General features: G+C 71.2%; 12 protein-coding genes. 4 read left to right on the top strand and 8 right to left on the bottom strand.

The window, feature by feature from the left end; all coding sequences use genetic code 11:
- Positions 1-75: 75 nt before the first annotated feature.
- The gene (locus V5P93_RS24845; RefSeq protein WP_104480252.1) at positions 76-2,892 is read right to left on the bottom strand and encodes an aconitate hydratase; all 2,817 of its coding nucleotides are present in this window, start codon (positions 2,890-2,892) and stop codon (positions 76-78) included.
- A 150-nt stretch (positions 2,893-3,042) separates the two neighbouring features.
- Between V5P93_RS24845 and V5P93_RS24840 the strand changes: the two genes are divergently transcribed.
- The gene (locus tag V5P93_RS24840; protein ID WP_104480251.1) at positions 3,043-3,399 is read left to right on the top strand and encodes a VOC family protein; all 357 of its coding nucleotides are present in this window, start codon (positions 3,043-3,045) and stop codon (positions 3,397-3,399) included.
- Positions 3,400-3,753: 354 nt separating this feature from the next.
- Here the strand turns inward: V5P93_RS24840 and V5P93_RS24835 are convergent, their stop codons facing one another.
- The 3 genes from V5P93_RS24835 to V5P93_RS24825 all read right to left on the bottom strand — a co-directional run bounded on the left by V5P93_RS24835 (position 3,754) and on the right by V5P93_RS24825 (position 6,369).
- Entirely contained in the window at positions 3,754-4,332 is a 579-nt protein-coding gene (locus tag V5P93_RS24835) for a trans-aconitate 2-methyltransferase (RefSeq protein WP_245931373.1), read from the bottom strand.
- 82 nt (positions 4,333-4,414) lie between these two features.
- Positions 4,415-5,881: a proline-rich domain-containing protein gene (locus V5P93_RS24830; protein WP_104480250.1), complete on the bottom strand. Its 1,467-nt coding sequence runs from the start codon at positions 5,879-5,881 to the stop codon at positions 4,415-4,417.
- The gene (locus V5P93_RS24825; protein ID WP_146108103.1) at positions 5,878-6,369 is read right to left on the bottom strand and encodes a hypothetical protein; all 492 of its coding nucleotides are present in this window, start codon (positions 6,367-6,369) and stop codon (positions 5,878-5,880) included. Before V5P93_RS24825 ends, V5P93_RS24830 begins: the two co-directional genes overlap by 4 nt.
- A gap of 227 nt (positions 6,370-6,596) precedes the next feature.
- On the opposite strand from V5P93_RS24825, the gene V5P93_RS24820 reads away from it, so the two are divergent.
- Entirely contained in the window at positions 6,597-7,895 is a 1,299-nt protein-coding gene (locus tag V5P93_RS24820) for an NlpC/P60 family protein (protein WP_104480248.1), read from the top strand.
- Between the two features lie 13 nt (positions 7,896-7,908).
- On the opposite strand, the gene V5P93_RS24815 is transcribed toward V5P93_RS24820, so the two are convergent.
- From V5P93_RS24815 to V5P93_RS24800, 4 genes are read right to left on the bottom strand one after another with little or no spacing between them, the layout of a single operon-like run.
- Positions 7,909-8,331 (bottom strand): Imm1 family immunity protein, encoded by a 423-nt coding sequence (locus tag V5P93_RS24815; protein ID WP_104480247.1) that lies wholly within the window; start codon positions 8,329-8,331, stop codon positions 7,909-7,911.
- A gap of 27 nt (positions 8,332-8,358) precedes the next feature.
- Complete coding sequence (locus V5P93_RS24810; RefSeq protein WP_104480246.1) at positions 8,359-9,474, bottom strand: MerR family transcriptional regulator; 1,116 nt, start codon at positions 9,472-9,474, stop codon at positions 8,359-8,361.
- Between the two features lie 42 nt (positions 9,475-9,516).
- Entirely contained in the window at positions 9,517-9,993 is a 477-nt protein-coding gene (locus tag V5P93_RS24805) for a hypothetical protein (protein WP_146108102.1), read from the bottom strand.
- Positions 9,994-10,015: 22 nt separating this feature from the next.
- Positions 10,016-11,167, bottom strand: coding sequence for a hypothetical protein (locus tag V5P93_RS24800; protein ID WP_104480244.1), 1,152 nt, complete (start codon positions 11,165-11,167; stop codon positions 10,016-10,018).
- A 217-nt stretch (positions 11,168-11,384) separates the two neighbouring features.
- On the opposite strand from V5P93_RS24800, the gene V5P93_RS24795 reads away from it, so the two are divergent.
- A complete protein-coding gene (locus V5P93_RS24795; RefSeq protein ID WP_104480243.1) occupies positions 11,385-11,795 on the top strand; it encodes a VOC family protein in 411 nt (136 codons plus the stop codon).
- Positions 11,796-11,903: 108 nt separating this feature from the next.
- Positions 11,904-14,285, top strand: a complete 2,382-nt coding sequence (locus V5P93_RS24790; RefSeq protein WP_104480242.1) for an excinuclease ABC subunit UvrA — start codon at positions 11,904-11,906, stop codon at positions 14,283-14,285.
- Positions 14,286-14,390: the final 105 nt, after the last annotated feature.

Here is a 14,390-nt window from a genome sequence, read left to right as displayed (position 1 = left end):
TGACCTCACCGGAACCCACACCTCCATACGACAACGGGACCGTCCTCGCGGACGGCCCCGTGTCGGAAGCGCTGGTCAGCTGTTGACCATCTTCCGCAGCACGTACTGCATGATGCCGCCGTTGCGGTAGTAGTCCGCCTCGCCCGGCGTGTCGATCCGCACGACCGCGTCGAACTCGACCTTCGCGCCGTCCGGCTTCGTCGCGGTCACCTGGACCGTCCGCGGCGTCGAGCCGTCGTTCAGGGCGGTGACGCCGACGAAGTCGAAGGTCTCCGTGCCGTCCAGGCCCAGGGACTCGGCGGTCTCGCCCGCCGGGAACTGCAGCGGCAGGACGCCCATGCCGATCAGGTTGGACCGGTGGATGCGCTCGAACGACTCCGTGATGACCGCCCGCACGCCCAGCAGCGACGTGCCCTTCGCCGCCCAGTCGCGCGACGAGCCCGAGCCGTACTCCTTGCCCGCCAGCACGACCAGCGGCGTGCCCGCGGCGGCGTAGTTCTGCGCGGCGTCGTAGATGAACGCCTGCTCGCCGCCCTTGGTGAAGTCGCGGGTGTAGCCGCCCTGGACGCCCTGGCCGCCGTTCTCGTCGGCCAGCAGCAGGTTGCGCAGGCGGATGTTGGCGAAGGTGCCGCGGATCATCACCTCGTGGTTGCCGCGCCGCGACCCGTACGAGTTGAAGTCGCGCCGCTCGACGCCGTGCGAGGTCAGGTACTCGCCCGCCGGGGAGTCCTGCTTGATCGCGCCCGCCGGGGAGATGTGGTCGGTGGTGACCGAGTCGCCGAGCAGGGCCAGCACCCGCGCGCCGGAGATGTCGGTGACCGGCGCCGGCTTCATCTCCATCCCGTCGAAGTACGGGGGCTTGCGCACGTAGGTCGACTCCGCGTCCCACTCGAAGACGTTGCCGGTCGGCGTCGGCAGCGACTGCCAGCGCTCGTCACCGGCGAACACGTCCGCGTAGCTGCTGGCGAAGCTCTCCGCCGACAGCGCCGACGCGATCACCTCCGCCACCTCCTGCGGCGACGGCCAGATGTCGGTGAGGAACACCGGCTCACCGTCGGTGCCCGTGCCCAGCGGCTCGGTGGTGATGTCGATGTCCATCGACCCGGCCAGCGCGTACGCCACGACCAGCGGCGGCGACGCCAGGTAGTTCATCTTGATGTCCGGGTTGATCCGGCCCTCGAAGTTCCGGTTGCCCGACAGCACCGACACGACCGCGAGGTCCGAGGACTGCACGCCCGCCGAGATCTCCTCCAGCAGCGGGCCGGAGTTGCCGATGCACGTGGTGCAGCCGTAGCCGACCAGGTTGAAGCCCAGCTTGTCCAGGTACGGGGTCAGGCCCGCGCGGTCGTAGTAGTCCATGACGACCTTCGACCCCGGCGCCAGCGTGGTCTTCACCCACGGCTTGCGCGCCAGGCCGCGCTCCACGGCCTTCTTCGCCAGCAGCGCCGCCCCGATCATCACCGACGGGTTGGACGTGTTGGTGCACGAGGTGATCGCCGCGATGGCCACCGCGCCGTGGTCGAGCTCGAACTCCGCGCCGTCCACGGTCACCTTGGTGGGCTTGCTCGCCCGGCCCTCGGCGCCGCGCGCGGCGGAGTGGTAGTCGTACGGCTCGCCGTCACCGTTGCCGCTGCTGACCGCGGGGGCGTCGCTGGCCGGGAAGGACTCCTCGACCGATTCGTCCACAGCGGACTTCGGCGCGTCCGTGGTGTAGCTGCCCAGCGCGGCGCGGAAGGCGCTCTTCGCGTCGGTCAGCTCGATGCGGTCCTGCGGGCGCTTCGGCCCGGCGATGGACGGCACCACGGTCGCCAGGTCCAGCTCGAGGGTCTCGGAGTAGGCGGGCTCGGCGGCCGGGTCGTGCCAGAGGCCCTGCTCCTTGGCGTACGCCTCGACCAGCGCCACCTGCTCGGCCGAGCGGCCGGTGAAGCGCAGGTACTCGATGGTCTCCGCGTCCACCGGGAAGATCGCGGCGGTGGAGCCGAACTCGGGGCTCATGTTGCCGATGGTGGCCCGGTTCGCCAGCGGCACGGCGGTGACGCCGGAGCCGTAGAACTCCACGAACTTGCCGACGACGCCCTGCTTGCGCAGCATCTCGGTGATGGTCAGCACCAGGTCGGTGGCGGTGGCGCCCGCGGGCAGCTCGCCGTGCAGCTTGAAGCCGACCACGCGCGGGATCAGCATGGACACCGGCTGGCCCAGCATGGCGGCCTCGGCCTCGATGCCGCCGACGCCCCAGCCCAGCACGCCCAGGCCGTTGACCATGGTGGTGTGCGAGTCGGTGCCGACCACGGTGTCCGGGTAGGCGACGCCGTCGCGGGTCATCACGACGCGGGCCAGGTGCTCGATGTTGACCTGGTGCACGATGCCCGTGCCGGGCGGGACGACCTTGAACTCGTCGAACGCGGTCTGGCCCCAGCGCAGGAACTGGTAGCGCTCCTTGTTGCGCTCGTACTCCAGGTCGACGTTCTGCTCGAAGGCGTCCGGGCGGCCGAAGACGTCGGCGATGACCGAGTGGTCGATCACCAGCTCGGCCGGGGCCAGCGGGTTCACCTTGTCGGGGTCACCCCCCAGTTGGGTGACAGCCTCGCGCATGGTGGCCAGGTCGACCACGCAGGGCACGCCGGTGAAGTCCTGCATCACCACGCGGCCGGGGGTGAACTGGATCTCCGTCGACGGCTCCGCCGCCGGGTCCCACGCGGCGAGCGCGCGCACGTGGTCGGCGGTGATGTTGGCGCCGTCCTCGGTGCGGAGCAGGTTCTCCAGCAGGATCTTGAGGCTGTACGGCAGGCGCCCGGCCCCCTCGACCGCGTCCAGCCGGTACACCTCGTACGAGGCGTCCCCGACCGTCAACGTGGCGCGGGCGCCGAAGCTGTCCTTACTCGGTGTGGTCACGTCCAACTCCAGTGGCGGCGCAAAGTCAGTTCGGGTACTCCGACGGTGAGTCTCGCGCACCCCCACCGGGAGCGCAGCGACGGCCTCACCGTTTTAACAGTACGCTTGTCCTGTATAGCCCTTCAAGGGGGCTCGCCGAAGGGAGTGGATGTGATCCATCACGTTCAGATCGCCTGCCCGGAGGGTGGGGAGGACGCGGCTCGGGGGTTCTACACGGGGGTGCTGGGGTGGGCTGAGCTGCCGAAACCGCCACGGCTGGCGGTCCGGGGCGGGTGCTGGTTCGCGGTGCCCGGGGGCGGGGAGTTGCACGTGGGGGTCGAGGCGGACTTCCGCCCGGCGCGCAAGGCGCACCCGGCCTTCGTCGCGGATGTGGACGCCCTGGCCCCGACCCTGGCGGCGGCGGGACACGAGGTGCGGTGGGCGAACCCGGACGAGATCCCGGGCCGTCCCCGCTTCCATACCGACGACCCGCACGGCAACCGGCTGGAGTTCCTGGCTCCGGCGTGATCGTGGTGGCACCCGAGGTAGGTGAGGCTGGTGGTGCGGAGCTCGAAGTGCAAGATAATAGGCGCGGTAGCCTGTGAAGCCGCAGGTCAGGAAGTGTAGTCCCCGCGCACGCGGGGCTGGTCCGTTCTGGTTGTCGAACTTCGTGTTGATGGTGGTGTAGTCCCCGCGCACGCGGGGCTGGTCCGGTTGGCGCTTCCTGGTCGAGGTTCCAACATGGTCGTCCCCGCGCGCGGGGACCGTTCTTCGGCAAGCTCGTGCGTACCGTAGGCGGCTTCGTCGTCCGGCGTGCCGGGCAGCTCGCGACAGGTGCCTGCACCTCAAGCCCAGTCGCGGGACCAGCCTCGGATGCGGTCGTCAGGTGTAGTGGGACGTGACGGCGGGTTGGCCCGTGTAGTTGGGCCCCGCCTTGTCGTCCGCGCCCAGGTACGTCAGCGGGAACGTGACCTGTCGCCCGCCCTCCAGGCTGATGCGCTTGCGGCGCGAGTCGTAGGTGAAGCCCGCCTGCCTCAGCAGCGGCCGTACCGGTCGGGGCGCCTCGATCGACGCCGCGTCGAGGTTGGCCGTGAACAGGCCGTTCGGGGTCAGCCAGGCGGCGATCCGGGTCAGGGCCGCCAGCTTGTCGCCCACGTAGTGCAACCCGTGGACGCAGGTGATCAGGTCGTACGGCTCCTCCGGCTCCCAAGCCAGCACCGACGCCGTGTGGAACTCGACCCGGGGGTGCGGTGGTGGGGCGACCAGGTCGACCCCGGTCACCCGGGCGTCGCTCGCGCACTCCAGCAGCGCCCGGCCCGTCCCGCAGCACAGGTCCAGCCACGACCCGGCGGGCGGCAGCTCGATCCCCAGCTCCCGCCGGTACGCGGCCAGCCCCCGCTCGCGGTTCATGTCGCGGTTGGCGACCACGGACGACCGCTCCAACGCCTCGGTATCGAGCACGCCCGGAGAATACCGCGCCTGAGCTGGGAAAACGATGAACGGCCCGCCCCCGGGAGGGGGCGGGCCGTTCGACCAGGAGAACTTACTTCGACAGTCGGAGCAGCGCCTTGATGTCCTCCGGCTGCAGGCTCTGCAGCGCCGTGACCTCGAGCTCCGTCACCGTCCGGATCGGGCTGACGTACCACTTGCCGTCGACCTCGGTGGTGACCACGCCGCTGTTGGCCATCATGCCCTTGATCAGGTTGGTCAGGGCCTGCTTGGCGCCCGGGTCCATGTCCCGCGTGGCGGAGCGGCCGAAGGCCTTCTCGGCGACGTCGTCGGCGCAGGCCTTCTGCTTCTCGCCGTTGGCCTCGACGGCGTAGCACTCGCCGTCCTTGCTGACCCGGACGGTCTCGCCGTCCTTGGTCAGCTCGGCCTCCTTGAGCAGGACCTTGGTGCCGCCGTCGACGTCCGCGGTCTCGGTCTCGAGCTTGCCGATGGTGATCCCCAGCGACCCGCCCTTGCCCGCCGCGTCCACGAGGGCCGGGCCCACGTCGTGCAGCACGCCCATCTCGTCCGGCGGGAGCAGCTCGATCGCCCGCTTCACGTCCTGGTCGAGCCCCGCCTCCAGCAGGCCGCGCACGGCGTCACCGGGGTTGTCGGCGCCCTTGGCCGCGATCGACGTCTTGGGCCACTCCAGGCCCGCGTCCGCCAGCGCGTAGTCGGCGACGGTGTAGAACAGGCTCGGGTACCACTCGTCGTCGACCTTGACGGTCGCGATGCGGATGGCCTTGCCGTCGTTCTTCTTGACCTCGTCCTCGATCTTGATGGACTTCTTCTCCGACTTGCTGGAGTAGCCCTCGGGGAACGCGTTGTCGATGAACTCCTCGGTGAAGGGCATCTTGCTCGCGTCGGAGTTGATCGTGACCGTGCCGCCGACCAGCTTGGTGATCGTCAGGTGGTCGTTGATCTTCTCGGCCGCGCCCTCGTCGAACTTGAGGTCCGCGGTGGTGATCTCCAGGCCCGCGATCTTGTTCGGGTCGGCGCCGGGCTTGTAGACCTCGAGCCGCTGCAGTTCCTTGGTGTTCTGCGCGTTGAACGTGGTCATCAGGTCCCGCTCGGCCGGGGCCAGCCCGGTCAGCAGGCCCGCGACGTCGCCCTGGCCGATGGCGTTGACCAGGCTGGTCGCCGCCGCCGTCGGGCTCTCCGCGCCCGCCGGGCCGCTACCGCGGTTGAGCGCCCACACGGTCACGCCCGCGCCCGCGGCCACCGCGAGCACCGCCACGACCGTGCCGATGATCAGGCCCTTGCGCTTCTTCGACGAACCCGGCTGCTCCGGGCCGGGGCCGTAGCCCTGGCCGCCGTAGGGCTGCTGCGGGAACGCCTGCGGGTAGCCCTGCGCGGGCGTCTGGCCGGTCTGCGGGAAACCGCCCTGGCCGGGCTGGGGGAATCCCTGCGCGGGGGTCCCGCCCGCCTGCGGGTAGCCCGGCTGGCCCTGGGGTAAGCCCCCGGGCTGCTGGTTCGGGTCGTTGGGCTGCCACTGGCCGCCACCCCCGGGTGGATAAGTCACTGTTCCCCTCCTGCGATCCTGCCAGCGCTGCTGCGCCCGCTCACTACGATGCCGACCGCGCCGAGCACGGCGAGCGCCGAGCCGATGAGCGTGGTCGTCGGTCCGGTCGCCGCTATGCCCAATGAGCTGTCAACGCCACCGCTTTCGACGGTCGCGGACCCCGAAACGGTTCCGGTGACTATCGCCAGAACCCCGGTGAACGTTGCGGCGGTCCGCCGGAAGCCGAACGCGTACGCGACCACACCCAGCGTGAGCACCGGGATGACCCCGAACCACGCGTAGAGCAGCAGGTGCAGCACGTCGCCCTCCAGGAAGCCCAGGGTATTGATCACCCCGGCCACTTGGAAGCTGTCCCGCAGCACGGTTCCGGAACGCAACCACGGCAGGAACATCCCGACCACGACCAGCAGCCCGCCGAGCCCGCAGGCGGCGGCGGACAGCAGGACACCCCAACGAGGCGCGCGGGGTCGGGAGTCGGCTTCGGACACCACACCATGCTCCCAGTCCGGTATCGGGCGGGGGACACCAACCCTCGTTCGGGTGGCTGAACCGTCCACAAACGACCCGGGAGTCGCCACGCAGCGTCGCGGCGTCGGGTGGGAGTTGCCGTCGTGGCCGGTGTTCCCGCTGGTACGAGTGGTCGGCGAGTGTCCCAAGTGGCACAGTCGGTGCGACGCGGGCGGGGGGAGCCGCCCAGGGGCAGGGAGGTGGAGCGGTGCCCGCACGACGGACGCTGTCGCTGGGGCTGTGGGCGACCGCGGTGGCCCTGGCGGCGACGCTGGCGGGCACCTCGGTGGCCGCCGCGGTGCCCCCGCCGCCGCCCAACCCCAGCGATTCCGAGATCGATCAAGGCAAGGCCGACGCCGAGCGCCGGGCCGGTGACGTCGGCCGGTTGACCAACCAGCTCGCCGAGGCCGAGGCCGCGCTCATGGGCCTGCAGGCCGACGTCGAGGCCAAGCTGGAGGACGCGAACAAGGCGCTCGTCGACCTCCGCGCCGCCGAGGACTCCGCCCGCCGCGCCCGCGACGACGCCGACGCCGCGCGCCGCGAGTCCGACGGCGCGGGCCAGGCCATCGACGACGCCCGCGCCCAGCTCGACGCGTTCGCCGCGGGCAGCTTCAAGCAGGGCAGCACGGTCGGCTCGATCACCGCCTACATCGGCGCGAAGAGCCCGGAGGACCTGCTGGCCCGGGTGCAGATGCTCAACGCCATCAGCGGCAGCGAACTCGACACCATGCAGGAGTTGGAGCGGGCCCGGCTGCGCAAGGCCAACCTCGACTCCCGGGCGCGGGCCGCGCTGGAAGTGGCCAACCGCAGGCAGAGCGAGGCCGAGGAGGCCAAGCACGCCGCCGACGTGGCCACCGAACTGGCCCGGCAGGCGCAGCGCGAGCAGCAGGGCCGCGCCGAGCAGTTGCGGGTCACGCGCACGGACTACGAGCGCCAGCTGGAGGAGGCGCAGTCCAAGGTCGGGGGGCTGCAGGACCAACGGCAGCGCTACGAGAAGTGGCTGGCGGACAAACGGCGCGAGGACGAGGAGAACGCCAAGAAGGCCGCCGCGGGCGGCGCGCACCCGACCTCGTCCGGTTCGGCCTCCGAGCGCGCGCGGACCGTGATCGACCGCGCGATCTCCCAACTGGGCGTGGAGTACGCGTGGGGCGGCGGCAACGGCCGGGGCCCCACCCGCGGCATCCGCGACGGCGGCGTAGCCGACAGCTACGGCGACTTCTCCAAGATCGGCTTCGACTGCTCCGGCTTGATGATCTACGCCTTCGCCGGCGTCGGCGTCGACCTCCCGCACTACAGCGGCTACCAGGCCGACGCGGGCCGCCGCGTCCCCCTGTCCGCGATGGCCCCGGGCGACCTGCTGTTCTGGTCCACCTCGGGCCGCATCCACCACGTGGCCCTGTACATAGGCAACGACCAGATGGTCGAGGCCCCGTACTCGGGCTCCGTCGTGCGCATCGCCCCGGTCCGCTACGGCGGCATCGTCTCCTACGCCACAAGGGTTCTCTAGACCGACAGTCGGGTCAGCCCTCTCGCCACTGGACGACGGTGGGGCGGGTGGCTGTGGCGAGGAATTGCTTGAGGGCCTTGGTGAACACGTCCACCGGTAGTCCGCTGCCCGCTTCGAAATCCGTGTAGTCGTAGTGGTGGTGGGCCGATGTCGGGTCGCCGACCGGCACGCACGAGACGTGGTCCGGGTCGTGGTAGTGCAGGTAGCCGAATCCGCTGTGGACCAGTGCCCACAGCAGGTGGTCCGGCACGGTCTCGCCGCTGTACGGGGACACCACCTCCGCGCGGCCCGCGTGCACGATCGTCGCCGCCGACGCGTGCGGGTCCGACAGCAGGGCGACCAAGCGGTCCACGTCCCCAGGGGACTCGGCCGTGAACTCCTCCTCCCCGGGCACTTCGTCCGGCGCGTACGTGTCCCAGTGGGCGGTGAAGGGCATCGGCGGTCCTCGGCTCGGCGGTGGCGCTCACCCTACGAGCAGCCGCAGGCCGAGTTCCGCCGCCTCCAGGCCCGCCAGGTCGCGGTTGCACTCGTCCCACCGGCCGGACGCGAGGTCGTCGCGGAGCCGGTCCACCGCCCGCCGCTCGGCGTCCGGGCCGACCCTCGTCCAGATCGATACCGCGCGGCGCACGTGCTCGTCCAGGTACGCCTCGGGTCTGCGCCAGTAGGCCTCGAAGAACCCGTCGGCGCAGTCCCACGGGATGAGCACCGGCTCGATGCGGGCGTCGAGCGCGTGCGCCAGCCGGTCGATCGTGGGCCTGCCCACCACCAGGTCGGCGACCTCGGGCAGGTAGTCGCGGGACAGCCAGAACCGCTGCCGCCAGCCCGCGTCGCTGGAGTCGTGCGTGAACACCACGACCCGCCGGGCCACCCGGCGCAGCTCGCGCAGCCCGGCGATCGGGTCGCGCCAGTGGTGCACGGTGCTGAACGCCATGGCGGCGTCGAAGGACCGGTCCTCGAACGGCAGCCGCTCCGCCGCGGCGGCCACGCACGGCGCCGAGCCCGGTGGGCGCTGCGCCCGCATGACCGCCGACGGCTCCACGGCGGTGACGTCGCGGTCGGGCGGTTCGTACGAGCCGGTGCCCGCCCCGACGTTGAGCACCGTCCGCGCGTCGCCGAGCGCCGCCCAGACCTGCGCGGCGATGCGCGGCTCGGTGCGCCGCGTCGCCGGGTAGGCGGAGCCGATGGTGTCGTACAGCTGTGCGCCGAACATCTTGAGCTGGTCCTCCGGACTCGGTCTGATCCCCCTGGCCCGCGCCGCCAGTTCCCCGTCGATGGCGGTCACCATCGCGGCGGCGCGGTCGCGCTGGTCCAGCAGCAGGCCGCGCAGCCTGCGCAGGTGCGCGACCGCGTCGGTGGTCGGGTCGTCGACGAGATCGGCGATCTCGCGCAGCCCGAAGCCCAGCCGCCGGTAGGCGAGCACCTCGCTCAGCCGCTCCACGTCGGCGGCGGAGTACGCCCGGTACCCGGCGGTGGTGCGCGCGGACGGCCGCACGAGGCCGATCTCGTCGTAGTGGTGCAGCGTGCGGACGCTGACGTCCGCCAAGTCGGACACGCGCCCCACGGTCAGGTGCTCCTCCACGCCCCCGACTCTGCGCCATGACGCCGCGTGAGGGTCAAGCCGCTAGCGTCCGACCACCGTGAACGCGTAGTCGGACGGGTCGACCAGCACCTGGAGGACTGTGCCCTCGCGCAGGTCGTCCTCGGCCAGGCAGGTGAGCTGGGCGGCGAACGGGGTGAGGCCCGGGCCGTCGACGGACAGGGTCAGCTCGACCCCGGTCTCGTCGCCCACCGACGCCCAGGTCACCGCGGCGATCGTCGCGGCGGCAGGCACACCGACCGCCCGCACCCGGCGCTCGTCGCGCCGGTTCCTGGCCAGGTCGCGCCAGAAGAACACGGCCAGCGGCATCAACAGGACGGTGAGGCCCGCGCCGACCAGCTCCACCACGCCGAGGTCGGCGTCGGCCGCGACCAGCGAGGTCACGGGCCCGGCCAAGCCCAGGAACAGCAGGGCGAGGTACACCAGCCCGGTACCGACCGGCCCCGGCGACCGGCCGAGCCGAGTAGGCGATTCCGGGACGTACCGACCTGCGGGGCGCACGGGCCGACGGTAGCCCAGTCGATCAGGATCGCGGCAGGCGCCAGATCACACCGCGGTCGCCCGCCCGGCCGCCGGTGACGTAGCCGGAGTTCGTGACCTTGGCGGCCCCACCGCCGGTGAGCGCCGCGCCGTGCGGGTCGAGCAGTTCGGTGGCCTGGTCGCTGCCCGCGGCCCAGACCACCGGGTACGTGTCCCACCCGCGCTGGGCCGTGCCGACCACGACACCGCGGTCGTTGATGTCGTGCGGCCAGGGCATCCAGGTGTCCGCGGGCGGGAACAGCTCGCGGACGTGGCCCGCCCGGCCCCACCGCGTGCCGCGGGTGAAGGCGATGACGGAGATCCCGACGGACTCACCGCGCGAGTTGACGGCGAACGCGTCCGTGTTCTCCTCGGCGAGGTCGTCCAGGGGCTGCCCGTGCCCGTCGGCGTCCCACCGGTAGGCGGTTCCGTTGACCCTTCCGACCGCGACGCCGCGCTCGTTCACGTCCTCCACCTCGGAGTAGACCGAGCCCTCGGGGACCTCCAGCAGCCGCAGCGCGCCGTCGGGTCGCCAGAACGCCGCCTGGCTGAGCGGGTGCGAGCCGTCCAGCGCCTCCAGGAAGCCATACGCCACGCCCGCGTCGGTGACACCCGCGACGTCGCCCAGGTGATTCGGCGGCACCGACAACTCCACCGGCGCGCCCGAGCGCCCCCACAGCACCACCCGCGCGTTGTACCCCGCGCTGCTGACGGAGCGTCCCACCACGTCACCTCGACCGTTGATGGCGGTGGGGAGGCTGCGCACGTCACCGGGCAGGGGGACGAGCTCGTGCGCGCCCTTCCGGTCCCAGCGCACCGCGCGCTCCCCGACCGGTGTCGTCTCCGTCCCCATGACGACCCCCGCGTCGTTGATCGCCACCGCGGTGGTCTCGTCGTTGGCGCCCAAGGGTTCCAGGCGCACCGGGAGGCGGTCGCGGCTCCACATGACCGCGTGGTCGATGTCCTTGCCGACCCCGGACACGCCCACCGCGACCCCGTCCTCGTTCACGTCGTTCGCATCGGCCCACGCGTCGCCCGGCAGCGGGACGAGTTCGATCGCCGCGCACCCGTGCGACGAGGGCTGCCCCACCGCCACCGCCGATCCGCCCACCACCAACACCGGCACGGTCACCACCACCGCGAGCCTCCGCCACATGCGCACACCCTCCCGTCTCGGACCATCACCCGACGCGACCGGTCCGCTCACCGGACGTCTCCCCAACGTCATCCGAATCCCGTTGCCGGACAAGGGGAGGAAGACATGTGAAGACGACAGGGCGGTCACCGGGCCGTCGCGGGATGTCACCGGATCGGGTGGAGACGGTCAGCTTTGGAGAAGCGATCCCCCGCGCCGCGCTCCTAGTGTCTTCGGCATGGACATCACCATCGCGTACAGCTTCCTCCCGCACCTCGACGCCGACGCCGCGCTCGCCTTCTACCGCGACACCCTGGGCTTCGAGCTGCGCAACGACGTCGGCTACAACGGCCTGCGCTGGCTGACCCTCGGCCCCGCCGACCAGCCCGGCACCGCGCTCGTGCTGGAGCCCCCGGGCATGGACCCGAACCTGACCGACGACGAGCGCGCCACCATCTCCGGTCTGATCGCCAAGGGCAGCTACTCCCGCGTCACCCTGGCCACCCCCGACCTCGACGGCGTGTTCGAGAAGATCAAGGCAGCCGGGTACGAGGTGCTGCAGGACCCGACGGACCAGCCGTACGGTGTTCGCGACGCCGCGTTCCGCGACCCGTCCGGCAACCAGGTCCGCTTCAACGAGGTCAAGTAGGCGCCTGCCCACCGGGCGGGCGCGGACCCCGCCCGGTGGGCGCCGTCATCAGGTAGACAGTGGACTGTCGCCCGGACGGCGGCGCAGTCGGACAACGATGGAGAGACGATGACCAAGGCCAAGCGGCCCGCCGCGCCGCACGCCGCCGACAGCCACGACCTCATCCGCGTGCACGGCGCGCGGGAGAACAACCTCAAGGACATCAGCGTCGAGCTGCCCAAGCGCAGGCTGACGGTGTTCACCGGGGTGTCCGGCTCGGGCAAGAGCTCGTTGGTGTTCAGCACCATCGCCGCCGAGTCGCAGCGGCTGATCAACGAGACCTACAGCGCCTTCGTGCAGGGTTTCATGCCGACGCTGGCCCGGCCCGAGGTGGACGTGCTCGACGGCCTGACCACCGCGATCATCGTCGACCAGCAGCGCATCGGCTCCGACCCGCGCTCCACCGTCGGCACCGCCACCGACGCCAGCGCCATGCTGCGCATCCTGTTCTCCCGCCTCGGCAAGCCGCACATCGGCTCCCCGCAGGCGTTCTCCTTCAACGTGGCCTCGATCAGCGGCGCGGGCGCGGTCACCATCGAGCGCGCGGGCCAGAAGGTGAAGGAGCGGCGCAGCTTCAGCATCACCGGCGGCATGTGCGCGCGCTGCGAGGGCCGCGGCCAGGTCAACGACATCGACCTCACCGAGCTCTACGACGACTCGAAGTCGATCGCCGAGGGCGCGTTCACCATCCCCGGCTGGAAGTCCGACAGCTTCTGGACCGTCAAGATCTACACGGAGTCCGGCTTCATCGACCCGAACAAGCCGATCCGCAAGTTCACGAAGAAGGAGATGCAGGACTTCCTCTACAAGGAGCCGACGAAGATCAAGGTCGAGGGCGTCAACCTCACCTACGAGGGGCTGATCCCGAAGATCCAGAAGTCGATGCTGTCCAAGGACAAGGAGTCGATGCAGCCGCACATCCGCGCGTTCGTCGAGCGCGCGGTCACCTTCACCACCTGCCCGGACTGCGACGGCACCCGGCTCAACGAGCTGGCCCGCTCGTCGAAGATCAAGCGGATCAGCATCGCCGACGCGTGCGCCATGCAGATCAGCGACCTGGCGGAGTGGGTGGCGGGGCTCAAGGAGCCGACCGTGGCGCCGCTGCTGGCCGCGCTCAAGCACACCCTCGACTCGTTCGTCGAGATCGGACTGGGCTACCTGAGCCTCAACCGGCCCACCGGCACCCTGTCCGGCGGCGAGGCGCAGCGCACCAAGATGATCCGGCACCTCGGCTCGTCGCTGACCGACGTGACGTACGTGTTCGACGAGCCCACGATCGGCCTGCACCCGCACGACATCCAGCGGATGAACGACCTGCTGCTGCGCTTGCGCGACAAGGGCAACACGGTCCTGGTGGTGGAGCACAAGCCGGAGGCCATCGCCATCGCCGACCACGTCGTCGACCTGGGGCCGCGCGCGGGTTCCGAGGGCGGTCAGGTGATGTTCGAGGGGACCGTCGAGGGGCTGCGGGCCAGCGGGACGCTGACCGGGCGCCACCTGGACGACCGGGCGTCGCTGAAGGAGTCGGTGCGCTCGTCCACCGGCGCGCTGGAGGTCCGCGGCGCGAACACGCACAACCTGCGCGACGTCAACGTCGACATCCCGCTCGGGGTGCTCGTCGTGGTGACCGGTGTCGCGGGCTCGGGGAAGAGCTCGCTGATCCACGGGTCGGTGGCCAAGCGGGACGGGGTGGTGGCCGTCGACCAGGCCCCGATCCGCGGGTCGCGGCGCAGCAACCCGGCCACCTACACCGGCCTGCTGGAGCCGATCCGCAAGGCGTTCGCCAAGGTCAACGGCGTGAAGCCCGCGTTGTTCAGCGCCAACTCCGAGGGCGCCTGCCCGAACTGCAACGGCGCGGGCGTCATCTACACCGACCTGGCCATGATGGCGGGCGTCGCGACCACCTGCGACGTCTGCGAGGGCAAGCGCTTCGACGCGTCCGTGCTGGACTACCACCTGGGCGGCCGCGACATCAGCGAGGTGCTGGGGATGTCGGTCACCGAGGCCGAGGCCTTCTTCGCCGACGGCGAGTCCAAGATCCCCGCCGCGCACGCCATCCTGACCCGGCTCGTGGACGTCGGTCTGGGCTACCTGACCATCGGCCAGCCCCTGACCACCCTGTCCGGCGGCGAGCGGCAGCGCCTGAAGCTGGCGACCCACATGGCCGACAAGGGCGGCGTCTACGTCCTCGACGAGCCGACGACCGGCCTGCACCTGGCCGACGTGGAGAACCTGCTGGCCCTGCTGGACCGCCTGGTGGACGCGGGCAAGTCCGTGATCGTCATCGAGCACCACCAGGCCGTCATGGCGCACGCGGACTGGATCATCGACCTCGGCCCCGGCGCGGGCCACGACGGCGGGAAGGTGGTGTTCGAGGGCACCCCGTCGGCGCTGGTCGCCAAGCGGGGAACCCTCACCGGCCAACACCTCGCCGACTACGTGGGCGCCTGACGCGCGGACGTGGTTGTGGGGCGATTCCCCGCCCCACAACCACATCGCACGTGCTCACCTGACCCCACTTGCCCGCACACGGCCGAATTGCCCGCACCAGCCGAG

This window comes from Actinokineospora auranticolor (assembly GCF_041897805.1).
Taxonomy (GTDB): Bacteria; Actinomycetota; Actinomycetes; order Mycobacteriales; family Pseudonocardiaceae; genus Actinokineospora; species Actinokineospora auranticolor.
The sequence above is the reverse complement of the archived record's forward strand: the minus strand, read 5'-3'. Positions and strand labels throughout refer to the sequence as shown.

Bases quoted from the DNA above. Each gene is read 5' to 3' on its own strand.
- V5P93_RS24815 (WP_104480247.1), bottom strand. From the start codon at position 8,331: ATGCCCTTCACCGCCCACTGGGACACGTACGCGCCGGACGAAGTGCCC.
- V5P93_RS24800 (WP_104480244.1), bottom strand. From the start codon at position 11,167: ATGTGGCGGAGGCTCGCGGTGGTGGTGACCGTGCCGGTGTTGGTGGTG.
- V5P93_RS24795 (WP_104480243.1), top strand. From the start codon at position 11,385: ATGGACATCACCATCGCGTACAGCTTCCTCCCGCACCTCGACGCCGAC.
- V5P93_RS24790 (WP_104480242.1), top strand. From the start codon at position 11,904: ATGACCAAGGCCAAGCGGCCCGCCGCGCCGCACGCCGCCGACAGCCAC.